The sequence below is a fragment of the Streptosporangium roseum DSM 43021 genome, from assembly GCF_000024865.1.
GTDB classification, from domain to species: Bacteria; Actinomycetota; Actinomycetes; order Streptosporangiales; family Streptosporangiaceae; genus Streptosporangium; species Streptosporangium roseum.
Map to the genome: position 1 here is coordinate 7,162,292 of NC_013595.1, position 25,857 is coordinate 7,188,148.

Sequence of the window (25,857 nt, forward strand, 5' to 3'; positions counted from 1 at the left end):
CCACTCCCACATCGCTATGGGCGATCAGCGTACGGGACCTCTCCCGGCGGCGCGTGCACCGCCTCGGCCTTTCACCGCGGACGGTCGCGGCACCGGTCCCGCCCTGCCGGCCCACGGCCCCCGGGCAGGCCGATCACCGGTGCGGACACGCCGAGGGGCGCGGCGCCGGCACGCGGACCCGCCCGGCACCCCTGCGGCGCCGATCACCAGTCGCGGCGCTCGTCCCGATCCTCGCGGCGGCGGTCGTCGTAGCGCTGGTCGTCATAGCGCTGGTCGTCGTAGTGCTGCTCGGGACGGAGCCGCTCACCGGTGGAGTGCGGCGGGTCCTGGACGTATGGGCGCGGCATCCGCTGCTCGGCCTGCTGGCCGCGCAGTCCCAGCGGGTCGGACGGGTCCACGTCCTGCTGGTAGGTGGGCGGCGAGCCGTACAGGTCGCGCAGGTCCGCCGGATGACCGGCCTGCTGGGGATGGTGCGGGGCGGGCTGCTGGGCCCCGAACGCGTAGGGGTCGGGCTGGGCCGGGGCGGGGTAGCCGTAGCCGTCGGGCTGCGCGCCGTAGGCCGACTGCTGCTGCTGGGCCGCGAAGCCGAAGGGGTCGGTGGAGTGCTGCTGCCCCTGGGCCGCGTAGGGATCGGCGTGCGACTGGTGGGCGGAGGCCGGGAACTGCTCGACGTGCGGTGTGAAGGGATCCACCGGCTGCTGCCGGGCCGCCGGGGCGGCGAACGGGTCCACCGGCTGCTGGGCGGGCACGCCGTACGGGTCGGGCTGCTGGGCCTGCGGGGATACGCCGTACGGGTCGGGCTGCGGGGCGGACACGCCGTAGGGGTCCGGCTGCTGGGTGCCGTAGAGGTCACCGGGTATCTGGTAGAGCGGCTCGGCGGGACCGGCCCCGAGCGGCTCGACCGGCTGCGGCTGCCCGTAGGGCAGGGAGTCGCCCACGATCATGTTCTCCCGCGGCACCACGTCGGCCGGACCGTACCCGTCGGCCGGGCCGTACCCGTCGGCGGGACCGTATCCGGCGGCCGCACGGTCCTGGGACCGGTCCAACGGCGGCACCGCGCCCCGCGCGACGAGCACGTCGTTGGGGCCGAGGGCCGCGACCTGGCGCGGCTCGTCCGGCGGAGGGGAGATCTGGGTGGCCGGGTCGGCGTACTGCGGCTGGGCGTAGTCCTCGGGGCGCGGCCGGGCGTACTGCCCGGTGCCGGGGAACTCCCCGTGCTCCTGGTAGTCGCCCGCGGGTGCGGGCTGCTGCTCGCCCACCTCGTCGGGATACTGGCCCCCGGCCTCGACGAAGCCCTCGTCAAGGGTGTCCACCAGACGGCCCACGTCCTGCATGGGCATCCGGAAACTGGCACTGCACATCTCGCCGCGCCACAAGCTCAGCACCAGCGTGCCTTCGTGCCAGGTGACCCGGAGAACCCGCTCCTGGCCACGCTCGTCAAAGAACACTTCGCCGAACGACGGCAACGGGACAACTTCCGACATGGAAGACATAGTGCTTTAACCAGCCTTTATTCGTCCACTCGACCCCGGGAAACTCTACCGAACCGGTCTTTCCGTCCCCACCTTCCGTCACTATGACACCAAAACGGGCGATCTTCTTTGATCGTGGGGAGGCCGGTGAGCCGGATGATCCAGCCAGTTTGCCACGCGCGCCGAGCTCCGGGTCCCGGAATTCCGGGATGCGCCCGGCCTGTGACTCCCCGGAGCCAGCCGCGATCGTCGGACGGAACGGGTACGGTTGGCTGTCGTGCCGACCGACTCCATCGCCCCCACCGAAGACGTCTCCCCGAAGGCGGATCTGCCGCCGGTGGAGGAATTGCTGAGCACCGCCGTCGAGGCCGTAGGCGGGGTGGAGCGCCCCGGGCAGATCAAGATGGTGCAGGCGGTGCAGCACTCGATCCAGTCGGGTGACCACCTGGCCGTCCAGGCCGGCACCGGCACCGGCAAGTCCCTGGCCTATCTGATCCCCTCGATCCGCCACGCGATGACCTCCAAGGGCGCCGTGGTCGTCTCCACCGCCACCATCGCGCTCCAGCGCCAGCTCGTCGACCGCGACCTGCCCCGGCTCTCCGAGGCGCTCGCCCCGCAGCTCCCGCACGAGCCCACATACGCGATCCTCAAGGGCCGCCGCAACTACCTGTGCCGCTACAAGGCCAGCGCGGGATGGCCCGACGACGAGCAGGACCAGCTCTTCGACCCGCGCGAGGTGAGCCTGACCGGGCGGATGGTCCAGCGCATCCAGGAATGGGCCCAGGAGACCGAGACCGGCGACCGCGACGAGCTCGTCCCCGGCGTCAACGAGCAGGCCTGGCGGCAGTTCTCGGTGAGCGCCAGGGAGTGCCTGGGCGCCACCCGCTGCCCGAGCGGGATGGAGTGCTTCGCCGAGCTGGCCCGCGCCCGTGCCGGTGAGTCGGACGTCGTCGTCACCAACCACGCGCTGCTCGCGATCGACGCGATGGAGGACTTCCCCCTCCTGCCCGAGCACGAGGTGGTCGTGGTGGACGAGGCCCACGAGCTGGTCGACCGGGTCACCTCGGTGGTGACCGGCGAGCTGTCGGAGACCATGGTCGCCCTGGCCGCGCGCCGGGTCGGCAAGCTGATCGAGCCGCACCTCGGCGACCGGCTCGTGGAGGCCGGGGAGGATCTGAAGGCCCTGCTCGCCGTCGCGCCCGCCGGCCGCCTCGACGAGCTCCCCGAGGTGCTCGGGCTGACACTGGCCCTGGTCCGCGACTCGGCGTGGGGGTGCATCACCGCCCTCGGACCCCGGATGAGCTCCGACAAGGACGACCCCGAGGGCGCGGGGCTGCGCAAGGCCGCCTTCACCGCCCTGGACGAGGTCCACGACACCGCCCAGCGGATGCTGGACGCGTTCGGCCACGCCGAGGAGGTGGACCGGGCCGAGGTGGTCTGGCTGGAGACGGGCACCGAGCGCCGCCCGCCCCTGCTGCGGGTGGCCCCGCTGACCGTGGCCGGCATGCTCCGCGACAAGCTCTTCGGCGACCGCACGGTGATCCTGACCTCCGCCACGCTGGCGCTGGGCGGCGCGTTCGACGGGCTGGCCCGCCAGTGGGGGCTGGGCGCCAAGGAAGGGGCCAAGGAGCGGTCCGGGTGGACCGGCCTGGACGTCGGCTCCCCCTTCGACCACCCGCGCAGCGGCATCCTCTACGTCGCCAAGCACCTGCCCCAGCCGGGCCGTGACGGCCTGCCCGAGGCCTACCTGGAGGAGATAACCGAGCTTATCGAGGCCGCCGGCGGCCGGACCCTCGGCCTGTTCTCCTCGATGCGGGCCGCCAAGGCCGCCACCGAGGCCCTGCGGGACCGGCTGAGCGTGCCGCTGCTCTGCCAGGGCGACGACTCCACGATGCTGCTGGTCAAGCAGTTCTCCGAGGACGAGCCGACATGCCTGTTCGGCACCCTGTCCCTCTGGCAGGGCGTGGACGTGCCGGGGCCCTCCCTGCGCCTGGTCATCATCGACCGCATCCCCTTCCCCCGCCCGGACGACCCGCTGAGCTCCGCCCGCCAGCGCCACGTCGCGGCCAAGGGCGGCAACGGCTTCATGTCGGTCGCCGCCACCCACGCGGCCCTGCTGCTCGCCCAGGGCGCGGGCCGCCTGCTGCGCAGCCAGCACGACAAGGGAGTGGTCGCGGTCCTGGATCCCCGCCTGGCCACGGCGCGCTACGCGGGTTTCCTGCGCGACTCGCTGCCGCCCTTCTGGCCCACCAACGACCCGGCGAAGGTCCGCGAGGCCCTCAGGCGCCTGGCCGCGTCGTAGGCCCCGGGCTCACCGGCCGAGGGGGCGGCGGATCGGACCGTCCGGCCGTCGCCACCCCGGGCTCGCCCGGTCGGGGGCGACGGGCAGAACCGCCCGGCCGTCGCCCTTCGCTCCCGCCGACCGGCTCCGTTCCGCTCCCGCCCACCGGTTCAGGGGAAGACGCCCAGCTCCGGGCGCTTGGGGTCGAGGGCGTCACCGGAGGAGCGGCCGCGCAGGCGGCGGATCACCCAGGGGCCGAGGTGCCGGCGCACCCACTGCACGTCCTCGCGGCGCTTGACGCCGGGATCCACCCGGTCACGGGGCGGCCAGGCCTTGCGCCAGTCGTCGTCGCAGTCGATCCCGAGCACCTCGCAGACCTTGGCGGCCACCAGCCGGTGACCCTCCTCGTTCATGTGCAGGCGGTCGTCGCTCCAGGCGCGCCAGTCGCGCAGGCCCTGCATCGACCACTGGTCCACCAGGCGGCAGCCGTACAGCTCGGAGATCGACCTGACGTGCATGTAGAAGATCGCGAACGTGCCGCGGGCGCGGCGCATGATCGGGGTGTCGCGCGGGTCCACGCCGGTGAACAGCAGCACCTCGGCGCCGGTGGCCCGCAGATCGCGTACGGCCCCCGCCAGCTTCTTGGCCATCCGGTCGGGGTCGCTGCCCGGCCGGAGCAGGTCGTTGCCCCCGGCGCAGAAGCTGACCAGGTCGGGTCGCATCCCGATCGCGCGCGGCACCTGGTGCTCGACGATCTGGTCGATGAGCTTGCCGCGCACGGCGAGGTTGGCGTAGCGGAACTCCGGGTCGAGCGCGGCCAGCCGCTCGGCGACCCGGTCGGCCCAGCCCCGGTAGCGTCCGGCCCACGCCGGGCCCGCGCCGGGCCCGTCCACCGCGGGGTCGTTCAGGCCTTCGGTGAAGCTGTCGCCGAGGGCGACGAAGGAACGGTAGCCGCTCACTGGGCGCTCTCGGCGATGGCGTGCAGGGCGAGCACGTAGGACCTCAGGCCGAAGCCGGCGATGGTGCCGGTGGCCACGGCGGCGACCACGGAGGTGTGCCGGAACTCCTCCCGGGTGGCCGGGTTGGTGATGTGCACCTCGACCAGGGGCGCGGTGCGCTGGGCGATGGCGTCGCGCAGCGCGTAGGAGTAGTGGGTGAACGCCGCCGGATTCAGGACCACCGGCACCCGGCCGTCGGCCGCCTCGTGCAGCCAGGCCACCATCTCGGCCTCGTCGTCGGTCTGCCGGACGTCCACCGACAGGCCCAGCTCCCGGCCGGTCTCCCGGCAGAGCGCGGCCAGGTCGGAGAAGTCCTCCGCGCCGTAGACGTCGGGCTCCCTGGTGCCGAGCCGCGACAGGTTGGGGCCGTTGAGCACGTAGACGGGTCTCACCGGGCGACCTCCTCGTAGGCCGCTTCGAGCAGGGCCTCGGGCGGGTCCTCCAGCGGGGACACCTTCGCCAGATCGTCCAGGACCACGAAGCGCAGCTTCGCGCCGCGGCTCTTCTTGTCCAGGCGCATGTGGTCGCGGAGCTCGGGCCAGGCGTCGCGGCGGTAGGAGACGGGCAGCCCGACCGAGGTCAGGATGGACCGGGTCCGGTCCACGACGTCGGCGCCGATCCGGCCGTCCAGGCGGGACAGCTCCGCGGCGTAGACCATGCCGATGGCCACGGCCTCGCCGTGGCGCATCCGGTACTCCTCGACCCGCTCGATGGCGTGGGCCAGGGTGTGCCCGTAGTTGAGGATCTCCCGCAGGCCGCCCTCGCGCAGGTCGGCGCCGACGACGTCGGCCTTGATCTGGATCTTCCGCTCGATCAGCTCGCGGGTGTGCCGCCCCTCGGGGAGCCGGGCGCCGGCGGGGTCGTCCTCGATGAGCGCCAGGATCGCCGGGTCGGCGATGAAGCCGCCCTTGATGATCTCCGCGAGACCGCCGACGTAGTCGTCGCGGGGCACCGAGACCAGGGTGGCCAGGTCGCACAGGACCCCGGCCGGAGGGTGGAAGGAACCGACCAGGTTCTTGCCCTCGGGGGTGTTGATCCCGGTCTTGCCGCCGACCGCGGCGTCGACCATGCCCAGCAGGGTGGTCGGCACCTGCACGACCTTGACGCCGCGCAGCCAGGTGGCGGCGGCGAACCCGGCCAGGTCGGTGGTGGCCCCCCCGCCGACGCCGACCACGGCGTCGGAGCGGGTGATGCCGTAGCGGCCGAAGGCCGACCAGAGCTGGGCGGCCACCTCGACCGTCTTGGCCCGTTCGGCGTCGGGCACCGGCAGCGGGACGACCTCGTATCCCGCGGCCTCGATCGCGCCGCAGACCGGCCGCGCGATCTCCGGAAGGCTCGCCGGGTGGATCACGGCGACGGTGCGGACCCCGGAGCCGAGCAGGCCGGGGAGCTCGCCGAGCACGCCGGTGCCGATCACCACGTCGTAGGGGGCGTCGCCGTGGACCTTGATCCTGGAGACCGTCACGGCAGCAGCCCCTTCACGATCTCGTCGACGACCTCGTCGGGCTTGCGCTCGTCGGTCGCCACGACGACCGCGGCCAGCCCCTCGTAGATCGGGCGGCGGGCGTCCATCAGCTTCTTGAGCTGGCTGCGCGGGTTCAGCACGAGCAACGGCCGCGCCGAGGCCAGGCCCACCCGCTGCACGGCCTGCGACAGGCCCACCTCGAGGTAGACCACCGGGTGGCCGGCCAGCAGCTCCCGCGTGGCCTCGGCCAGGACCGCGCCGCCGCCGAGGGAGAGCACGCCGTCGTGCTCGGCCAGCGCCAGCCGTACGGCCGCCGCCTCCAGCTCGCGGAAGCGCTCCTCGCCGTCCTCGACGAAGATGTCGCCCACCGGCTTGCCCGCCACGACCTCCACGTCGGTGTCGGTGTCGCGGAAGGCGGCCCCCAGGCGGTCGGCCAGCAGCCGGCCGACGGTCGACTTGCCCGATCCGGGAGGACCGATCAGAACTACGCGGGGACTCACTGCGCCTCCTCTGGCTGCTCGCCGGTCCGGGGGCCGGATCCCTCCGGCCCGCCGGGCTTCCCGCTCACTTGATCACCATCGACGAGAGGTAGCCGGCCAGGTTGCGGGCGACCTCCTCGACGGAGTCGCCGCCGAACTTCTCGATCGCGGCGTCGGCGAGGATCAGCGCGACCATCGCCTCGGCGACTATCGCCGCGGCCGGGACCGCGCACACGTCGGAGCGCTCGTGGTGGGCCTTGGCGGCCTCGCCGGTCAGCACGTCGATCGTGGCCAGCGCCCGGGGCACGGTGGAGATCGGCTTCATCGCCGCGCTGACGCGCAGCGGCTCGCCGTTGGTCATCCCGCCCTCGACGCCGCCGGCCCGGTTGGTGATGCGGCGCACGCCGTCGGCGGTGTTCTCGATCTCGTCGTGGGCCCGGGAGCCGGGACGGCGCGCGGTCTCGAAGCCGTCGCCGACGGCGACGCCCTTGATCGCCTGGATGCCCATCAGGGCGGCGGCGAGGCGGGAGTCGAGGCGGCGGTCCCAGTGGGTGTAGCTGCCCAGGCCCGGCGGCAGGCCGTAGGCGAGCACCTCGACGACGCCGCCGAGGGTGTCGCCCTCCTTGTGGGCCTTGTCGATCTCGGCGACCATCGCGGCGCTGCCGGCCGGGTCGACGCAGCGCACCGGGTCGGCGTCGACCGCCTCCATGTCGCCGGGGCCCGGGACGATGCCCTGCGTGGCCTGCGCCGCGCCGATCGAGACGACGTGGCTGACGATGTCGACGCCGAGCGCCTGCTTGAGGAAGTTCTTGGCGACCTGGCCGAGGGCCACGCGGGCGGCGGTCTCGCGGGCGCTGGCCCGGTCGAGCACCGGGCGGGCGTCGTCGAAGCCGTACTTCTGCATGCCGGCGAGGTCGGCGTGGCCGGGGCGCGGGCGCGAACGCGGCGCGTTGCGGGCCTGGCCCTCCAGCAGCGCCGGGTCCACCGGGTCGGCGGCCATGACGGTCTCCCATTTGGGCCACTCGGTGTTGCCCACGCGAATGGCGACGGGGCTGCCGAGCGTGCGGCCGTGCCGCACGCCGCCCACGACGTTCACCACGTCCTGCTCGAACTTCATCCGGGCGCCGCGGCCGTAGCCCAGGCGACGCCTCGCCAGCGCTCCATCGATATCGGCCGTGGTCACTCCCACCCCGGCGGGCAGGCCTTCCAGGATCGCGACGAGCTCAGGGCCGTGGGACTCTCCAGCAGTCAACCAGCGCAACATGGTGACAAGTCTTCCATGTGCCGCCCACTGAAATGGCCTCAGCTCATCAGGTGAGACGTCAGCCGAGTCCGGCGGTGGCCGCGCGCTGGACCTCGGCGGATCTGCGCAGGAAATCAAGGATGAGTTCGAGCTGCTCGTCGGTGTAGGTGGCGTACAGCCCCTCCAGACCGCGGACCAGGTCCTCGAACAGCACTCCGAACCCGGCGATGCTGTCGTACCTGATCTCCACGATGACCCGGCGCCGGTCCTCGGTGTCGCGTATCCGCCGGACGAAACCTTTGCGCTCCAGCCGGTCGATCAGCCCGCTCACCGAGGCCGGGGCCAGGCCGGAGTGCTCGGCGATCTCCCCCGCGGCGAGCGGGCCCAGCCGCTGCAACAGGTCGAGCGTCTTCTCCTCGGTCATGCCCAGGCCCATCCGCGCGCTGACCGCGGCGTGGAACATCACGGCGGTGTTGCTGTGCTCCCGGCCCGCCTCGACCAGGGCCGCCAGCAGTCGCTCTCTTGACAAGGCGAAGGTCCCTTCTTATATTTCGTTAGGCCGAACTAAATAATTCGCGCAACGGGAGACTAACAGATGAAGGCATTGATCATCGGTGGTGGCGTCGGCGGGCCGACCATGGCCATGGCGCTGCGGCAGGCGGGGATCGAGTCGGTGGTCTACGAGGCCTACGAGACCCCCTCCGACTACACCGGCCTGTTTCTCAACACCGCCTCCAACGGGCTGGACGCGCTGCGGGCGATCGGCGTCGACGTCGCCGGCCGCGCCGACGGCTTCCCCATGCCGCGCATGGTCATGTGGAGCGGGAGCGGCAAGCGGCTGGGCGAGGTGGCCAACGGGGTGCGGCTGCCCGACGGCACGGTCAGCGTGTGCGTCAAGCGCGGGCTGCTGCAGAAGGTGCTGCGCGAGGAGGCCGTCTCCCGGGGGATCCGTTACGAGTACGGCAAGCGCCTGGAGTCCTACAGGACCGTCGCGGACGGTGTCGTCGCCGAGTTCTCCGACGGCTCCACCGCCGCCGGGGACATCCTGATCGGCGCCGACGGCATCCACTCCCGGACCCGGCGGATCCTCGATCCCGCCTCCCCCGAGCCGAGCTTCACCGGCCTGGTCGGCGTCGGCGGGTACAGCCGGGTGCCCGGCCTGGCCCCGACGACCGGCACCCAGCACTTCGTGTTCGGCAGGAAGGCGTTCTTCGGTTACCTGGTCCGGGAGTCGGGCGAGATCTACTGGTTCGCCAACATCCACAGCGCGACCGAGCCGACCCGCGAGTCGCTGGCGGCCGAGGACTGGAAGCGGCGGCTGACCGAGCTGTTCGCCGACGACCTGCCGCTGATCAACCAGATCATCGCGGGCGGCGCCGGCCCGATCGGCGCCCACCTGGTCCACGACATCCCGACCAGCGCGGTCTGGCACCGCGGCCCGGTCGCGCTGATCGGCGACGCCGTCCACGCCACCTCGCCCAGCGCGGGCCAGGGCGCCTCCATGGCCTGCGAGGACGCCGTGGTGCTCGCCCAGTGCCTGCGCGACCTGCCCGATCCGGCGAGCGCCTTCGCCGCCTACGAGAGCCGGCGCCGCGAGCGCACGGAGAAGATCGTCGCCTACTCCCGCAAGCTCGGCACCGGCAAGACCGCCGGCCCGGTGGCACGGGTGTTCCGGGACCTGATGATGCCGGTCGCGCTCAAGGTCTTCGCCGGCGAGAGGTCGCACGCCTGGATGTACACCCACCACATCGACTGGGAGGCCAGCGCGGCGTGAGCGGGATCCGGCCGGATCTTCCCCGCGACCGGCGGCGGCCGGTCGGCGACCGGTGGTCAGAGGCCGGTGGTCAGAGGCCGGTGGTCAGAGGCCGGTGGTCAGAGGCCGGTGGTCAGAGGCCGGTGAGGATGGCCGCGAAGGCCCCCACGACCATGAAGGGGCCGAAGGGGATCTCGCTCTTGCGGCCGGCGCGGCGCAGGATCATCAACGCGACTCCGTAGAGGCCGCCCGCGAGGAAGCCCAGGAAGGCCCCGGCGACCAGCGTGTCCCAGCCCAGCCAGCCGAGCGCGGTGCCGAGGCCCGCCGCGAGTTTGACGTCGCCCAGCCCCATGCCCGCCGGGTTGACCAGGAACAGCACCAGGTAGAAGGCCGCCAGCGCGAGCCCGCCCAGCCCGGCTCCGAGCAGGTCGGCGAACCGGCCTCCGTACAGGGCCGTCACCGCGAGCAGGGCGGCGGTGCCGAGGTAGGCGGCAAGAGTGAGCCGGTCGGGCAGCCGGTGGACGGCGGCGTCGACGAAGACCAGCGCGACGGCGACCACCGCCAGCCATCCGTAGGCGGCCAGTTCGCCCGCCGCCACGACCTCCGGCAGCGGCCCGGGTGACTGCCCCGCCGGGGCGGCGCCCGACCGGGCCGTCCACACGGCGCGCAGAGCGAGGAGGGCCAGGGCCAGCGCGGTGACGAGCTCCACCGCCAGCGGCGGCGGTCCGATCCGCCCGGAACATCCGGGGCAGCGCGCGCCGGACAGCGGGGCGCCGCAGTGCGGGCAGTCCCTCCGGAGCGGCTCGCCCTCGGCCACCGAGTGCCGGACCACCAGGCCCCGCGTCCAGCGCCCGGCCGCCAGGCCGGTGAGCGCCGCCAGGGCCGGCAGAAGAATCACGGGGCCTCCCCGGCCGGCACCGCCCACGGACCGCCGCCGCCACCCGCTCGCTCGCCGCGCTCCTCCACGGGCCGACCATATCCGGCCCCGCTCCCGGCGTCCCCGAAAGCTCCCTGCCGGTCCCGGGATCCGGAGGCCCCAGGCCGTCCCCCGGATCCCGGGGAAGACGGTCAGTCCCGTCCGCGGAACGGCCAGCCGAACCGCCGCCGCCGGGGGGACGGCGCCGGCTCCTCCATCCGCGCCACGGTGACCTCGGGTCCGAGCTGGTCGACGGTGCCCGACTCGACCGCGGCGAACGCCCGCAGGACGCCCCCCTCGATCACGAAGGGCACCGGACCCGCCACGTCGACCACCACCGCGGCCGCGTTCTCGTGCACCGCCGCCTGGCAGACCTGGAGGGTGGTGGCCTGGATGGGCCGGGCGTCGGGGCGCCAGAGCCGCAGCGACTCGACCCCGGTGAAGGCGAGCACCGCCTCGCGCCCGTCGTTGCCGATGAGCTTCGGCAGGGCCATCTCGCTCTCCTTCTCCTGCCGCAGGCCGTGCTCCCCGACCTCCGACTCCGTCAGCAGGGCCACCACCGGGACGAGCAGCCGGGCTCCGCCCAGCGCGGCTATCACCGCCCCGGCGTCGGCCGTACCGGCGGAGAAGGCCGTGAGCGCGGACGACACGGAGGCGTCGGCGCTGCCGTCGTCGTCGGGGACCAGGGGCTGGGGAATGCTCGGCACGGATCCGGAGCCTACCCGCGACCGGCGGGGAGGCGGGATTCCGGGGCCGGGAGTCCCGGGCGGCGGGGAGGCGGGAACGCCGGGGCCGGGAGTCCCGGGGAAACCGGGACACCAGCCCCATGCGGACGGGTCCGGGGACGGGCGACGATCCTCTCGTCGGGGAATTCGGACGGAAGGGAGCGGTCATGCTGGAGACGGTCGAGGGCGGTCGGCGGACAGGGGAGTCCCGGGCGGCACGTGTCGCGGTCGAGGTCCTGTTCTTCGCCGTGGCCCTCGGGATCGTCTACGCGCTCTGGGGCTGACCCGTCCGGACACGGTACGGCCCGCGCGGAGGCAGGACCGTACCGCCCGGGACGGATCAGCCGAGGTCGGCGATGGCGGCGACCGGGCCGCCGCCGCTGGGGCCCTGGTGGACCGCGGCGACCGAGACGAAGACGGCCGGGTCGCCGGTGACGCTGGCAGCGACGCCGCCGACGGTGGCCTTGATCTGGCGGTGCCAGTGCACGTCGGAGTCGTCGAGCATGATGTTGCGGCGGCCCCGGACGCTGCCCGACGGGTCGGCCTCGCACTTCATGAAGACGTTGACCAGCCTGCCGCCCAGGTCGGACGGGTGGGGCCGGTCGGGCAGGTCGATGCCGCTGGAGCGGATCGCCTCCCAGATCCCGTCGGCGTCCAGCGCGTCCTTCATGACCGAGTGGCCGATCCGGTAGCGGCCGCCGATGCCGCGCACGTTGCCGACGACCACGATCTGCGCGCGGTCCAGCTCGACACCGGAGGAGCAGGACGCGACGGAGGAGTACAGCGACAGGTCACGGTGGATCTGGTCGGCCGTGGGCATCTCGATCTCGCCGAGCGCGACCGCGACGCCGAGCGCGGTGGTGGAGTTGGAGATGTCCATCGACGGGCCGGTGTCCTCGATCACCACGTCCTTGCCCCGGGACTTGGCGTCGTTGATGGTGGCCAGGGTCAGCAGGGGCGTCTTGGTCTGGACGTAGTGGACGTCGGCGGGATCGTCGATCCCGGCGATCTTCATGGCCTCGCGCACGCCGGCGGCGACCTTCTCCACCATGGCGGGGCGCCCGATGTCCTCGGGGAGGATGACGTCGCTCATCGCGATGCCGACGCTGACGCGCGGCTCGTCGCCCGGCTCGGCGTCCGCGGTGGTGGCGAAGATCGTCGCGTGCGGGCTCAGCACGCCGTCGGTGCCGCCGGACCACACCAGCGGGACGCTCTCGGGGGACGGGTGTCCCTTGGCGGCGAGCACCTCACGGAAGGCGCGGTCGGCCAGGATGCGGGTGTAGTCGTTGACCCCGCCGTTGCCCTCGGTCTTGCCGATCACCGCGAGCACCCGGTGGGCCTCGATCACCCCGTCGTCGATGAGCCTGGTCAGCCCGGAGGCGTCGGTCACGCTCTCGATGGCCACCTTGCGCACTTCAATCGGTTCCGGCATGCCTGCCACCTTCCAATCGGGTCGTTTTCACTTTCGCACCACGGTGCCGGCCTGCCCGGCGACCGCCGCCCCGATGTCCTCAAGGGAGGTGATCACCGCCTGGTCGCCGCCCTGCTCGACGAAGCGGAGCGCGGCCTCGACCTTCGGTCCCATGCTCCCTCCCGCGAAGTGCCCGGCCGCGTGCAACACGCGCAGCTCGGCCGCGGTGACGGAGCCGATGGGCCGGGCGTGGGCCGTACCGAATCCCACGACTGCCCGGGGCACGTCGGTGGCGATCACCAGGACCGTGGCCCGCACGGCGCGGGCCAGCATCGCGGCGGCCAGATCCTTGTCGATCACGGCCTCGACCCCGGTGAGCCGCCCGGCGGCGTCGCGGGCCACGGGCACTCCCCCGCCGCCCGCCGCGACGACGGTGAATCCGGCGGCCACCAGCGCGGCCACCGCGGGGGCGTCGAGGATCTCCAGCGGTTCCGGTGAGGCCACCACCCGGCGCCAGCCCCGGTCGTAGCGGCGCCAGGTCTGGCCGAGCCCTTCGAAGCGCCGGGCGTCCTCCTCGGGGAAGTAGCGGCCGATGGGCTTGACCGGGTCGCGGAAGGCAGGGTCGGCGGGGTCGACGAGCGTCCGGGTCACCACGACCGCGGCGCGGCCGTCCAGGGCGTTGAGGACCAGCGTGCCGATCGTGGCCTGGGTCTGCGCGCCGCACCAGTCGAGCGGCACGGGGGGCACGACGCCGGCCGCGATCTGGTTCTTCAGGATCAGGTTGCCGACCTGGGGACCGTTGCCGTGGGTGAGGGTCACCTGGTGGCCGGCCGCGATCAGGGCGGTGACGTGGCGCATCGCTTCCTCGACCGCTCCGCGCTGGTCGTCCGGCGAGGCGCTTCCGTCGGGAGCCGTCATCGCGTTGCCGCCGAGTGCGATCAGTACTCGTTCACCCACACGAGCGACGCTAACGGCCTGCCTGATCCGGCTCATGGGCACTCTCTGCCCAAGGCGGAGCCGTTCTTCGACAGAAGTCGACGGCCGGAGCACCGGTCCGCGCTGTGATCTGCGACACATCCGAAGATCCCATGAATTGGACAAAGAGCCATTTATGACAACGTCGGCGGATATTTCACAGTACAGAATCTCGTTCAGTTAACGCGGTGTTTCATTCCCCCTCACCCGCCCCCTCGCACAGCACTGATAAGTTTGTTTACAGTTGGAGAAGTAGTTGAAAGTGATTCGATCCGCGCGGCTGGGAAATCGGGGTCCTCCGCATGCACGCAATACTGGAAGCACCTTCTGACGAGGCTGTGCGCCATCTTCCGCAGCCTCCGTCGGACGACGAACTGAAGCTCTATTTCGGCCCGCAAAGGCGCTGGGTATTACTCTGCTCACCCCTTTCCCTGACATTCACCGCGGGCACCGTTTTCCTTTTCTCGATGCGCCATCCCGCGCTGTGGCCGTTTTTCGTCGCGCTGGCGCTCAACCTGGCGGGCTGGGCGATGTCGTTCGTCGACGGCCAGCGGCAGCGCCTGACCACCTGGGAGTCGCACGAGCTGCTGGTCCGGTCCTGGCGGCCGGCACGGGTCCCCACCGTGGACGTGTTCCTGCCGACGCGCGGCGAGCCCCTGCCCATCCTGGACAACACCTTCCGCCACCTCTCCGCCCTGCGGTGGAACGGTCCGACCACCGTCTGGGTGCTCGACGACGCCGCCCGCGCGGAGGTGGCCGACCTGGCGGGGCGGTACGGCTTCCGCTACAGCTCCCGGCCCGACCGGGGACACCTGAAGAAGGCCGGCAACCTCAACCACGGCCTGTCGATCAGCTCCGGCGACCTCGTCGCGGTCTTCGACGCCGACTTCTGCCCGCGCCCGGACTTCCTCTCCCACCTGGTCCCCTACCTGGAGGACCCCGGGATCGCCGTGGCCCAGTCCCCGCAGTACTTCGACACCGCCCCCGACATGCCCTGGCTGCAGCGGACCGCCGGGGCGGCGCAGGAGATGTTCTACCGGTGGCTGCAGCCCTCCAGGGACGCCGACGGCGGCGCGATCTGCGTGGGCACGAACGTGGTCTACCGCCGCTCCACGCTGGAGGAGATCGGCGGCTTCCCGAAGATCGACCACAGCGAGGACATCTACACCAGCGTCGAGCTGATGAGGTACGGCTACCGCACCAAGTACGTCCCGGTGCTGCTGGCCAAGGGACTGTCCCCGGACAACGTCGCCTCCTACATCGCCCAGCAGTACCGGTGGGCGATGGGCTGCATGAGCCTGCTGTTCGACCGTGACTTCCACCGCACGCCGATGACCTGGCGGGTACGGCTGTCCTACTACAGCGGCTTCCTGAGCTACTTCGTCTCGGCCGCCAACATCGCGGCGGTGCCGCTGCCCGGACTGATCATGCTCGCCTTCTACCCCGAGGACGTCCGGGCCTGGCACATGATCCCCTTCGTGGCCCCGCTCTGGGTGGCGCTGGTGCTGCTCCCGGCGGTGTCGGTGAGCCGCTGGCGGTTCGAGGTGGTCCGGGCGCAGACCCTGTACTCCTACTGCCACCTGGTCTCCATCGTGCACGCGGTGCGCGACCAGGCGGCGGCCTGGGTGCCGAGCGGCGCCGCCGCCGGCCGGAGCACCCTGGTCTCCTCGATCAGCCGGATGGCCCTGGCCTGGCTGACCCTCACGACCGCCGCCACCTGGATCGGCATCGCCCTGCGCGCGCCCGTCCACGGCTGGGACGACTACTGGGCGCTGACCCTCTTCGCGGCCGGCACCACCTACATCGCCCTCCCCCTCATCCGCGACCTGTGGAGGATCCTCCGTTGAACCACCGGCTCCGCTGGCCCGAGGCCCTCGCCATCACCGTCCTGCTCCTGCTGGGCGTCCTGCTCGCCTCCGGCTCCACCGCGCTCCCGCCGCTTCTCCCCTGACCCTCCCGACTCCTAAGGAGCGACCGCCGTGACCCCGCGGTACGACCTCGGCTTCCGGCCCGACATCGAAGGCCTGCGTGCGGCGGCCGTCCTGGCCGTGCTGGCCTTTCACGCCACCGTCCCCGGCATGACTGGGGGGTTCGCCGGAGTGGACGTGTTCTTCGTCGTCTCCGGCTTCCTTATCACCGGCCTGCTGCTGCGTGACATCTCGGCCACCGGGCGCTTCTCCCTGGCCGAGTTCTACGCCCGGCGGGCCAGGCGCCTGCTGCCCGCCGCCGGAGTCGTGCTGCTCGCCACGGTGGCGGGAGCGTGGCTGCTCCTGCCGCCCCTGCGCGGTGGCGACATCGCCGGCGACGTGGTCGCCGCCGCCCTGTCCATCGCCAACTGGCGCGCCGTCGCCGGCCAGACCGACTACCTGGCCGCCGAACGCGATCCCAGCCCCCTGCTGCACTACTGGTCGCTGGCCGTCGAGGAGCAGTTCTACCTCCTGTGGGCCCCGCTGCTGCTGGTGACGGCCCTGCTGGCCCGCCGCCTCGGGCGCGGCGCCGTCCCCGCCATCGCAGTCATCGTCGTGACGCTGACCTGCGCCTCCTTCGCCCTCTCCCTCTGGTGGACCGCTCTCAGCGAGCCCCTGGCCTACCTGGCCTCCCCCTCCCGGGCCTGGCAGTTCGGCGCCGGCGCCCTCGCCGCCCTGCTCATGCCGTACGGCTCCCGCTTCCCGCGCGGCGCGGACCGGGACGGTCCGGACACCGAGGGCGGGCGGCGCCCGCGCTCCGCCGCCGGGGTGGCCTCGGCGGCGCTCGGCCTGGGCGGAGCGGCGGCGATCGCCTGGTCGGTCGTGGCGTTCGACTCGGCGACCCCCTACCCCGGGACGGCCGCCCTGGTCCCCACGCTCGGCACGGTCGCGGTCGTCCTGTTCCGCTCGCCGGTCTCGGCCGTCCTCTCCCTGGGACCGGTCCGGGCCCTCGGACGGCTCTCCTTCTCCTGGTACCTGTGGCACTGGCCGGTCCTGGTCCTCGCCGAGGCGGCACTCGGCACCCAGCCCTGGCCGGTACGGCTGGCGCTGGTCCTGGCCTCGGCCGTCCCGGCGGCCCTGACGATGAGGCTGGTGGAGAACCCGCTGCGGCTGTCGAAGGTGGTGACCTCGCTCCCCAGGCGCGGCCTGGCCCTGGGCACCACCGCGATGACCGTCCCCGTCGCGGCCGCGCTCCTGCTCAACGGCGGAGCCGTACAGGGCGCGGCCACCACCGCCCACGTCACCGTGGCCGACGTCCCCGTCACGACGCTCCAGCCGCCGCCCGCCCAGGCCCGTGACGACTTCCCCAAGTCGAAGGGGTGCGAGATCGGGCTGACCGCGACGACCAGCCCTGCGTGCCTGTTCGGCGACCCGGCCGCCAAGGACAGGATCGTCCTCATCGGCGACTCCCACGCGGGCCAGTGGTTCGCCGCGGCGGAGCGCGTCGCCGTGCGCAGGGGGTGGGCCCTGGAGGTTCTGACCAAGCCCGGCTGCCCGCTGCCCCGGCTCACGGTCGTCGACCCGCGCCTGGGACGGGAGTACCACGAGTGCGACACCTGGCGCGAGTACGCGCTGAACCGGCTCGCCGCCGGACCGGCGCCCCGGCTGATCCTGGTCGCCTCCCTCAACGCCTACGCGACCGACCGGGCCTCGCTGACCCGCGCCTGGGACTCCACCCTCCACCGGCTGACCCGGCTCGGCGCCCCGCTGGTCTACCTGCGCGACACCCCGCTGCCCGGTGAGGACGTGCCCGCCTGCCTGTCGGGCGGGCCGGTCGGCGACTGCTCCTTCCCCCGCGACCGCGGCCTGCGCCCCGATCCGCTGGCCGAGCAGATCGTCGCGGGCGAGCGCCCCGGCGTCCGCCTGCTGGACGTGACGCCCCTGCTCTGCCCGGGTACCGCCGCGAGCTGCCCCGCGGCGCTGGACGGCATCGTGCTCTACCGCGACGACGTGCACATCACCGACACCCTCGCGGTACGGCTCGCGCCCCGGATCGAGCAGGACCTCGAGGACCTCGACCTGATCCCCACCGTGCTGTGAGGATCGCACGCGCGGTTCCCACCATGATCGTCCTCCCGGCTGGGTGCTCGGGGCCCGGCCGGGAGGGCTGAACCACCCCCGGGTCACCACCCGGCGACCGGCGGCCCGGCCGTCTCCGGGGCCGCCGCCGGGCGGTGGCGCGGAGGTCCAGAGCAGTGGCGCGGAGGTCCAGAGCGGTGGTGCGGGGGCACCGGCCGGGAGTTGTCGCGGAGTGCCAACTTCGGGGGGCCAACCGGCGCGGGCAGGCCCTAGATCCGTGACGGGGTGCCGGGAAAGGCTTCTCTTCCGCGTCCTTCCGACGGGAGAGAACGAGTGGGTCAGCTCCGTCCCGGCCACGTCATCGTGATCGTCCTGTGCGCCGTGGCCGGGTTCGCGGTCCTCACGTTCGCGGCCGACACGCTGCTGAACCGGGAGACGGCTCCCGCCGTACCGAAGGTGGACATGGTCGCCCAGGCCAGGCGGATGGCCTCCGACGGGCTGGAGGACGCCAACGACTTCGGCTGCCGGCCTCGCGAGGGCTCGCCGTACCCGGTGATCCTGGTCCACGGCGCGAAGAGCACCGGGGCGGTGACCTGGCCGGTGGCGGCGCCGTACCTGAGCAAGCAGGGATACTGCGTCTTCGCGCTCGACTACGGGTGGAGCAACTCGATCAGGGACTCCGCCCAGGTGCTGGAGATCTTCGTCGAGGGGGTGCTCCAGGCCACCGGGGCGGAGAAGGCGGCGATCGTCGGGCACAGCCTGGGCGGGATCGTGCCGCGGGCCTACATGCGGCTGGAGGGCGGAGCGGGCAAGGTGTCGGAGCTGATCACCCTGGGCGCCCCGCACCACGAGCTGACCGGGGAGCTGCGCAAGAGCTGCGGCTGGGAGACGGTCTGCGACGAGCTGCGCTCGGACTCGCCGCTGATGAAGGAGCTCAACGACTCCTCCATGGTCGAGGACGGGGTCAGCTACACCGCCCTCGGGCTGAAGGCCGAGCAGGAGGCGGCCTCGACTTTCGTCGACGGACCGAAGGAGCAGGTCACCAACCGGATGCTCCAGGACGACTGCCCGCTGAAGGGACTCGTCGAGGGAGCGCTCGGGCACAACCTTGAGACGCTGGACCCGGTGATGCTCTCCTACGTCAACAAGGCACTGGAGAGCCCCGGACCGCTGCCCAGGGGCTACCGCCCGGACTGCTTCGCGCTCATCCTCTGACCCGCCGAGCGCCCCCTCCGCTCCGAACCGGCACACCGCGGTATCGCGCGACCCGCATGACCAGTGCTTTTAAGCGTGGATCGAAAGACGTTGAGAGCCTCTTCCCCACAGGTCATTCTTGGCGGACGGGCATCGGCGGGGATCGCGGTGGACGCACCCGGACGGGGGCGCGTCCACCGCGAATCTCACCACATCACCCGTGAACGGCTGGGGAGATCCTCAGGAGCCTCGACGGACCGGAAAGACACGCCCGCCGGACTGTCGGTGATCGTGCTCGTGGCGGTTTCCCCACGCGCCGGCTCCATCATGCGCGATCACCGGGCAGACCCTAGGAGATGCTACGGCCCTCGACCGCGTCGAGCACCAGCGGGGCGGCGCCGGCGTCACCGCGGACGCCGAAGCCGTAGCGGTATTCCGCCCGCACGTCCGGGTCCGTCAGCCGGGGCAGGTGCTCCAGCGTGGCGGCGGTGACCAGCCGCCAGCCGTCGCCGGAGTCGGCGTACATGGCCGCCCGGTCCCCGACCAGCGACAGGGCGAACCGGCCGCCGTCCGGGATCGACACCCCCTGCTTGACGCCGAACACCGCGAGACCGCCCGGGACCTGGGGCCCGCGCACCTCGAACCCGGCGAACTTGTGGGTGTTGACGTAGAAGGCCACCACGTCCGTCCGCCCGTCCTTCACCAGGCCGGTGTAGACCGTGTCCATGTCCGTGGAGTTCCCCTGGAATCCCTTGACCGTGATCGCGGTGCTGAAGGCCGGGTTGCGCGGCGAGACGTCCGAGGAGAGCAGCCCGAACCAGCTCGCGGAGGCGTGGCTCGCCGACAGCGTGCCGCCGCCGACGTTCACCTGCGGGACCTCCTTGTTCTCCGGCTCGACCCGGTGCGTCCGGTAGCGGGCCGAGCTGTCGGTGTCGAAGCCGTCGGACAGCTCCCGGTTGGCGAAGGAGTCGGGAGAGGGCGGCACGTAGGCCGCCTCGGGCGGCAGCCGGAAGGTGACCCGCTGCTCCTGCTTGAGGTAGTCCGCGCACACCACCGGGTGCTCCCGGTCGGCCGGCGCGTAGGCGGTCAGCTCGGTGGTGAAGGTACGGCCGGCGCCGGTCCGCAGGCCGCCCACCCCGAGCGAGGCCGGGGTGAGGCTCACCCCGTCGCAGGCCCGCAAAGTGACCTTGCCGGCCATGGGCAGCACATCGTGGTTGGTCACGGTGAAGCTCACCGTGGAGCCGATCCGGCCGCGCTCGCCCGTCGCGGCGGTGATCTCGACGTTGCGCCGGTCGGCCGCCGGGACCGCGGCGGCCGCCAGGCTCAGCCTGTCGATCTCGTACGAGCCCGCCCAGTCGGAGCCGACCGAGCCGCGTACCCACACCTTGACCCGGGAGATCGCCTTGCGGCCGGCCCAGCGGGACAGGTCGAGGGTGAGCCGGTTCCAGCCGCGGGCGGGGTCGATCGCGCCGACGCCCTCGGCGACCTCGCCGTCCGGGCCGTAGACGCGGACCTTCGCGGAGAAGGCGTTGCCCGGCTCGAAGCCGTCGCCGGCGTTCTCCGGCACCCGTACCGACACCGACAGCTGTGACCTGAGCGAGGCGTCGAGCGGCCGGTCGAGCGCCAGATCGGTCCCCTTGTACGACTTGGCGTACATCGACCAGCCCGGCAGGTCGCGGTCGAAGCGCACGCGCAGCGCGTGCCCGCCGTCGACGGCCACCCGTTCGACGGCGGCCGCGTTGTCGGAGGGCCGCCAGCCGCCGGTGTCCCGCTCGAAGTCGGAGACCACGCGCTCCAGCGCGGGCCTGGCGTCCAGCTGTACGCCGACGGTGGCCGGGAGCTTCCCGGTCGCCAGCTTCGCCGGGTCGAAGCCGGGGATGACGTCCTTCCAGTCGGAGATCCCGATGATCTTCTTGGCGAACTCGGTCACCTCGAGCGAGCGCTCGGTGTCGATGTACTTGAACACTTCGTACACCGGCTTGCGGTCGCCGGCGTTGGACGGCGCGGCGTGCCCGTCGTCCCATGTCCACAGGCCGAGGCGGAGGCCGCCCTCCTGCTTGTGGTCGACGTGCCTGTGCAGGATGAACGAGTCGATCCCCTCAGCAAATGCGATCTTGTAGTAGGCGTAGGCGTAGGCCGCCGCCTGCAGCTTGAGCTGCTCGTCGGTGTAGTCCTGGGAGTTCAGGCCCTGCTCCGAAAGGATCACCCGGCGCGGCCGCCCGTCGTGGAGCAGGTGCTGCTGGGCCAGGTAGCGCGGCAGCAGCTCGATGTTCTTGAACGTGATGCGCAGCGTGTCGAAGCTGTCGGTCGCCGTCTTGTCGTTCCAGAACGCCGGGTTGAACAGGTTCTCCGGATACGGGTGATGGGCGATGTTCCAGTCGAAGTCGCCCTGGGCCTTGGTCAGGGCGTTGAGGCCCTCCACCACGTCACGGCCCTTGTAGGTGTACTTCGGGTCGTCGCCCACGGCGCCGGTCCAGAAGTGGGTCAGCGAGGTGTAGACGCGGGCGTTGGCGTCGGACTTGCGCACGGCCTGCCAGGTCAGCCGCATGGCCCTGGTGTACTGCTCCAGGAAGACGTCGCGGTCCTGGGGGCCCATGTTGTACCAGTACTGCTGGGCGTCGATCTCGTTGCCGACGATCCAGCCCCAGGCCCTGCCGTACTTGGCGTCGGCGCGGCTGTAGCGCTGGGCGAAGAACTCCATCGCGGCCGTGAAGTAGCCCTCGCCCTCGGCGGTCTTCACGTCGAAGGCGTACACCGTGCCCTTGCCGCGCTCGGCCTCGGGGTGGATCAGCTTGGGCGCGGCGGAGTTGGCGGCCTTGTTGTCGTAGACGATGGCGATCAGGTTGACCAGGACGCCGTTGTCGGACAGCGGCTTGACCTGTGCGTCCAGCCCGGCGACCGCGCCCTTGTCGAAGTAGTACGTCCTGCCCTGCGAGACGTGCTCGATGGTGTTGCCCGCCGCGCCGGGTCCGGCCATCATGACCGAGTCCAGTGCCAGGTTGATACCCGCGTGCTCGACGCCGATCTCCTCGGCGTCGTCGGTCATCTGGACCTGCAGGCCCTTCTTGCCGGGCACCTGCGGGTAGGGGGCGTCGTTGGCCGAGGGGAAGCGCAGGTCGTCGGCGTAGTGCACGTCGCCGAGCACCTGGCCGTCGGCGACGGCGAGGAACTTGTCGTGCAGCCGGTCCTGCGCGCCGTCCATGCGCGGTACCTCGGCGCTGAAGGCGCCGTCGGCGCGGGGCTCGACGACGGCGACCGGCTGCAGGCCCGTGTGGCTCGCGGGGTCCTGCCAGGTGTCCAGCGCGTACAGCGCCACCTGGCCGCTCGCCCTGCCGGTGACGGTGACGGCGCTCTGGCCGACGGCGACCCCGGTGACGCCCGCCTCGGTCCTGGCGAGCGCGGGGGCGGGCAGGGCCGTCACCGCCGCCGGCAGGGCGAGGGTGAGAGCGATCAGCGCGTTGCGTAGGTTCCGTGGTGAATACGGCATTGCATCTCCTGCTCGGGGGGTGTGGCGGGGGTGTCTCCGACCGGGCTACTTGGCCCAGTCCTCATCGCCCCAGTTGTTCTTCTTGATGCCGGCCTCGATCCCGCGGTCCCACCACTTCTGCAGGTCGGGCAGTTCCTCTTCCAGCGGGCGCTTGCCGAGCAGGTAACCGTCGAACACGTCGCGGAAGGAGGTGCCCTCGGGACCGCCGGGCAGCGCGGTCACCCGGAACGGCTTGCCCCACTCGCCCTGGAGGAGGCCGGCGGTCTCGGGAGAGGGTTCCACTCCCTCCGTCGCGGGCAGGCCGCCGGTGGCGTCCAGCCACGGCTTGACCGCCGGCGAGCTCATGAACTGCAGGAACTTGATCGTGGCGGCGTACTTCCCGCCCTTCACCGTGGACGGGATCATGTAGCTGGTGCCGCCGACCGACGCTCCGTACCTGGCGGGAGCGTCCGTCGACAGCGGGCTGGTGGCCTTGGTGATCGTCGGGAACGGCATGGTGCCGATCGGGAACTTGGCGTCCGATTTGAGCGCCTCGACGGCGAAGTCGGTGCCCCACGACATGGCGGCCTTGCCCGAGACGAAGTCGCGGTAGCCGACCGTGGCGCCGCCGTCGGCCACGCCCGTCCAGTTCGGCGTGCCGCAGTCGAAGAACTCCTTGTAGAGCTTGAGCGACTCGGCCACCTCCGGCGTCCCGGCGGTGGTGAGCACCCCTTCCTTGATCGCCTTGCTGATCGACTTCTCGGTCACGGTCGGCGCCGTACCGGGCTTGCCGGTGGCGTCGAAGGCGTTCCACGTGTCGTAGTACTTGTCCAGGAGCTGGGTGCTGATCGACTCCCAGGTCCATCCCGGCGCGAGCCCGCCCTTGTCCAGCGCGACGGGATCGAAGCCGGCGGACTTCAGCTTCTTGCAGGCGGACCTGAAGTCCTCCCAGGTGGCCGGGGGCTGGTCGACGCCGGCTTTCGCGAAGGCGTCCTTGTTGTAGAACAGGCCGATCGCCACCAGGTTGAACGGGATGTATTCGAGCTTCCCGCTCTCCTTGCTGAGCGCCTTGCTGACGCCGGGACCGAAGTACTCCTTCTTGAAGACGTCGAGCCACTTCTGGTTGCCCTCGACGTAGGGGTTGGGCTTGTCCAGTTCGGCGTCGAGCGCGTGCACCTCGTGGGCCTTGTGCGGCGGCTGGTTGAAGACCAGCTCCGGTGCGGTGCCGGCGGCGAGCTGCGTCGTGATCGTCTGGGTGAAGCCGTCGAGCGGGAGCACCTGGGTGCGCACCTCGATGCCCGGCTCGCGCTTCTCGAAGGCGTCGACGAGCGCCTCCCAGGCGGGGCCGAAGCTGCTGCCGCTGGTGTTCCACTGGTTGGGGCCGGCCAAGGTGATGGTCACCCTGCCCTGCCCCGCGGCGCCGTCCGAGCCGGCCTTCCTGTCGGTGCCCAGCAGTCCGCATCCGCCGGCCGCCACGCCGGCGGCCAGCAGCGCGACCGACGCCGCCGCCCTGCGGCGGCGTGTGGAGGGAGTGTTCATGGAGCCTGGTCCTTTCGAGGGGGTGAGCCAGATATTGATACGTTTCAATACAGTCATGGCATGGGGCAGGCCACGGGAGCGGTCACTTGCCGGAGACGATCCCGCCCTGGATGCCGGCGAGGAACCACTTGGACAGGAAGGTGAACAGGACCAGCAGCGGGAGACTCGCCAGGGTGTAGCCCGCGAACAGCGGCCCCCACTGCTGCACGTTCTGGTTGGCGAAGAACGCCAGCCCCGCGGGGATCGTGCGGAACTCGTCGGTCTGCACGGTGAGGAGCGGCCAGAAGTAGTCGTTCCACACCCCCAGCACGGTGACCAGCGCCACCGTGCCGACGACCGGGCGGGCCAGCGGCATCATCAGGGAGACGAACACGCGGATCCCGCCGGCCCCGTCCACCCTGGCCGCCTCGAAGATCTCCTCGGGGATCTGCGCCATGTAGGTGCGCATGATCACGATGCCGAACACGGTGTTGCCGGTGACGTGCGGGATGATGAGCACCAGCCGGGTGTCGAGGATGTCCAGGTCCCGCATCAGGACGAACAGCGGGATGAGGCTGGTGACGGCCGGCACCATGAGCAGCGCCGCGACGAGGCCGAACAGCAGGTTCCGGCCGGGGAACCGATAGCGGGCGAACACGAACGCCGCGGCCGAGGCGAGCGCCAGGGTGCCGACGATCGCGAACCCCGCCACCACGAACGAGGTGAACAGATAGGGGCTGACCTGCTCCCACGCCACCGCGTAGTTGCCGAGCCTGATCGGCCACGCGGGCGCCCAGTAGCTCGCGTAGAACTGCTCGTTGTCCTTGACGGACGCGGCCAGCATGAACAGGTAGGGGAAGAGGCCGGCGAAGGCGAGCACCGACAGCACGGCGCCGGCCATCAGATCCGTCCGGCGCGTACGGCTCATCCAGACCTTCGCAGCCCGCCCTGCCGCCGGCCCCGCGGCCGGCTCGGCGGCCCGCGCCTTCTCACGCACGAGCATTCCGGCCTCCCCTCCTTCCGGCGAGCAGCGCGCCGACGCTCACCGCGAGGGTCAGGACGAACAGCACGGTGCCGAGAGCCGCCGCGTAACCCCAGTCGGTGTCCAGGAAGGCGGCGTCGAGCATGCGCAGCACCGGCACCTGGGTGGCGTTGTCAGGACCGCCCTTGGTCATGATGTGCGCCTGCATGCCGTACTGGAGCACCGCGATCACCGCCATGACCAGCAGCAGCTTGACGTCTCGCAGCATCATCGGCAGGTCGATGCTCCACAGGCGCCGTAGCCTGCCCGCGCCGTCGACCTCCGCCGCCTGGTAGATCTCCGCGGGCACGTTCTGCAGCGCGGACAGGAAGACCAGGAACGGCAGGCTCGCCACCCACGGGAAGCCGACGGTCATCAGCGCGGTCAGGGCGGTGTCCGGGTCGCCGATCCAGTTGCTCGCCAGCCCGTCCAGGCCGACCGCGCGCAGCAGGCTGTTGACGACCCCGTCCCGCGGGTCGTACATGAACTGCCACAGCAGCACGTTGACCACGGCGGGAAAGGCGAGCGGCAGGATGAGCAGCGTGCGGAAGACGAAGCGCAGCCGCTCGCTCGACAGCGACATGACCAGCTCGGCGGCCAGCAGCGGGAAGACCCACATGAGCGTGACCGCCCAGACGAAGATGATCCCGATGTTGCGGAACGACGCCCACCACAGGTCGTCGCCGAACATGGTGACGTAGTTCTCCAGGCCGACGAACGGCGAGGTGAAGCCGGGGCGCCACTCGTAGAGCGAGTGCAGCATCCCGCTCAGTGCGGGGTAGTAGGCGAACACCGCGAGGGCCGCGAAGGTGGGCAGGAGAACCAGGTAGACACCCCATGGGATGCGCCGGCGCCCTGGTGGCGCCTTCCGGCCAATCACGATGGAACTGCCTCTCCGCTTGTCATATCGAGCCTTACGCCAGAACCTCGTTCCGAGGTGTTATTTGAACGTTT

Annotated in this window: 20 protein-coding genes; 5 read left to right on the forward strand and 15 right to left on the reverse strand. The window is 71.8% G+C overall.

Going from position 1 to position 25,857, the window contains the following annotated elements:
- Positions 1 to 203: 203 nt before the first annotated feature.
- Entirely contained in the window at positions 204 to 1,484 is a 1,281-nt protein-coding gene (locus tag SROS_RS31530) for a hypothetical protein (protein ID WP_148269262.1), read from the reverse strand.
- A gap of 265 nt (positions 1,485 to 1,749) precedes the next feature.
- Between SROS_RS31530 and SROS_RS31535 the strand changes: the two genes are divergently transcribed.
- Positions 1,750 to 3,774 carry an ATP-dependent DNA helicase gene (locus tag SROS_RS31535; RefSeq protein ID WP_012892977.1) on the forward strand — a complete coding sequence of 675 codons (2,025 nt, stop codon included), beginning with the start codon at positions 1,750 to 1,752 and terminating at the stop codon, positions 3,772 to 3,774.
- Between the two features lie 149 nt (positions 3,775 to 3,923).
- Here SROS_RS31535 and SROS_RS31540 read toward each other — a convergent pair whose 3' ends face one another.
- From SROS_RS31540 to SROS_RS31565, 6 genes are all read right to left on the reverse strand, one after another.
- Positions 3,924 to 4,712: an SGNH/GDSL hydrolase family protein gene (locus SROS_RS31540; protein ID WP_012892978.1), complete on the reverse strand. Its 789-nt coding sequence runs from the start codon at positions 4,710 to 4,712 to the stop codon at positions 3,924 to 3,926.
- Positions 4,709 to 5,143, reverse strand: coding sequence for a type II 3-dehydroquinate dehydratase (gene aroQ / locus SROS_RS31545; protein WP_012892979.1), 435 nt, complete (start codon positions 5,141 to 5,143; stop codon positions 4,709 to 4,711). The genes SROS_RS31540 and aroQ overlap by 4 nt, the downstream gene beginning before the upstream one ends.
- Positions 5,140 to 6,216, reverse strand: coding sequence for a 3-dehydroquinate synthase (aroB, locus tag SROS_RS31550; protein WP_012892980.1), 1,077 nt, complete (start codon positions 6,214 to 6,216; stop codon positions 5,140 to 5,142). The genes aroQ and aroB overlap by 4 nt, the downstream gene beginning before the upstream one ends.
- The gene (locus SROS_RS31555; RefSeq protein ID WP_012892981.1) at positions 6,213 to 6,716 is read right to left on the reverse strand and encodes a shikimate kinase; all 504 of its coding nucleotides are present in this window, start codon (positions 6,714 to 6,716) and stop codon (positions 6,213 to 6,215) included. The genes aroB and SROS_RS31555 overlap by 4 nt, the downstream gene beginning before the upstream one ends.
- Before the next feature lie 64 nt (positions 6,717 to 6,780).
- On the reverse strand, positions 6,781 to 7,959 hold the full coding sequence (gene aroC, locus SROS_RS31560) for a chorismate synthase (RefSeq protein WP_012892982.1): 1,179 nt from the start codon (positions 7,957 to 7,959) through the stop codon (positions 6,781 to 6,783).
- A gap of 58 nt (positions 7,960 to 8,017) precedes the next feature.
- A complete protein-coding gene (locus SROS_RS31565; RefSeq protein WP_012892983.1) occupies positions 8,018 to 8,467 on the reverse strand; it encodes a MarR family winged helix-turn-helix transcriptional regulator in 450 nt (149 codons plus the stop codon).
- Between the two features lie 66 nt (positions 8,468 to 8,533).
- Here SROS_RS31565 and SROS_RS31570 point away from each other — a divergent pair, with 66 nt between their 5' ends.
- Positions 8,534 to 9,712, forward strand: coding sequence for an FAD-dependent monooxygenase (locus SROS_RS31570; RefSeq protein WP_012892984.1), 1,179 nt, complete (start codon positions 8,534 to 8,536; stop codon positions 9,710 to 9,712).
- Positions 9,713 to 9,824: 112 nt separating this feature from the next.
- On the opposite strand, the gene SROS_RS31575 is transcribed toward SROS_RS31570, so the two are convergent.
- The 4 genes from SROS_RS31575 to SROS_RS31595 form a co-directional block, all read right to left on the reverse strand.
- The gene (locus SROS_RS31575) at positions 9,825 to 10,589 is read right to left on the reverse strand and encodes a prepilin peptidase (RefSeq protein ID WP_012892985.1); all 765 of its coding nucleotides are present in this window, start codon (positions 10,587 to 10,589) and stop codon (positions 9,825 to 9,827) included.
- A gap of 170 nt (positions 10,590 to 10,759) precedes the next feature.
- Positions 10,760 to 11,314: an SseB family protein gene (locus SROS_RS31580; RefSeq protein WP_012892986.1), complete on the reverse strand. Its 555-nt coding sequence runs from the start codon at positions 11,312 to 11,314 to the stop codon at positions 10,760 to 10,762.
- A gap of 358 nt (positions 11,315 to 11,672) precedes the next feature.
- The gene (gene bar, locus SROS_RS31590; RefSeq protein ID WP_012892988.1) at positions 11,673 to 12,764 is read right to left on the reverse strand and encodes a barbiturase; all 1,092 of its coding nucleotides are present in this window, start codon (positions 12,762 to 12,764) and stop codon (positions 11,673 to 11,675) included.
- 27 nt (positions 12,765 to 12,791) lie between these two features.
- Positions 12,792 to 13,700, reverse strand: a complete 909-nt coding sequence (locus tag SROS_RS31595; RefSeq protein WP_245564348.1) for a carbamate kinase — start codon at positions 13,698 to 13,700, stop codon at positions 12,792 to 12,794.
- Between the two features lie 485 nt (positions 13,701 to 14,185).
- Here SROS_RS31595 and SROS_RS31600 point away from each other — a divergent pair, with 485 nt between their 5' ends.
- From SROS_RS31600 to SROS_RS46340, 3 genes are all read left to right on the forward strand, one after another.
- Positions 14,186 to 15,565, forward strand: coding sequence for a glycosyltransferase family 2 protein (locus SROS_RS31600; protein WP_218919722.1), 1,380 nt, complete (start codon positions 14,186 to 14,188; stop codon positions 15,563 to 15,565).
- Positions 15,566 to 15,697: 132 nt separating this feature from the next.
- Positions 15,698 to 17,725: an acyltransferase family protein gene (locus SROS_RS31605; protein ID WP_012892992.1), complete on the forward strand. Its 2,028-nt coding sequence runs from the start codon at positions 15,698 to 15,700 to the stop codon at positions 17,723 to 17,725.
- 312 nt (positions 17,726 to 18,037) lie between these two features.
- The gene (locus SROS_RS46340; RefSeq protein WP_012892993.1) at positions 18,038 to 18,919 is read left to right on the forward strand and encodes an esterase/lipase family protein; all 882 of its coding nucleotides are present in this window, start codon (positions 18,038 to 18,040) and stop codon (positions 18,917 to 18,919) included.
- Between the two features lie 328 nt (positions 18,920 to 19,247).
- Here SROS_RS46340 and SROS_RS31615 read toward each other — a convergent pair whose 3' ends face one another.
- From SROS_RS31615 to SROS_RS31630, 4 genes are all read right to left on the reverse strand, one after another.
- Positions 19,248 to 22,385, reverse strand: a complete 3,138-nt coding sequence (locus SROS_RS31615) for a DUF5722 domain-containing protein (RefSeq protein WP_012892994.1) — start codon at positions 22,383 to 22,385, stop codon at positions 19,248 to 19,250.
- A gap of 45 nt (positions 22,386 to 22,430) precedes the next feature.
- Positions 22,431 to 23,903, reverse strand: a complete 1,473-nt coding sequence (locus SROS_RS31620) for an ABC transporter substrate-binding protein (protein WP_012892995.1) — start codon at positions 23,901 to 23,903, stop codon at positions 22,431 to 22,433.
- Between the two features lie 82 nt (positions 23,904 to 23,985).
- Positions 23,986 to 24,885, reverse strand: coding sequence for a carbohydrate ABC transporter permease (locus SROS_RS31625; RefSeq protein WP_012892996.1), 900 nt, complete (start codon positions 24,883 to 24,885; stop codon positions 23,986 to 23,988).
- Complete coding sequence (locus SROS_RS31630; RefSeq protein ID WP_012892997.1) at positions 24,872 to 25,783, reverse strand: carbohydrate ABC transporter permease; 912 nt, start codon at positions 25,781 to 25,783, stop codon at positions 24,872 to 24,874. Before SROS_RS31630 ends, SROS_RS31625 begins: the two co-directional genes overlap by 14 nt.
- Positions 25,784 to 25,857 lie beyond the last annotated feature (74 nt).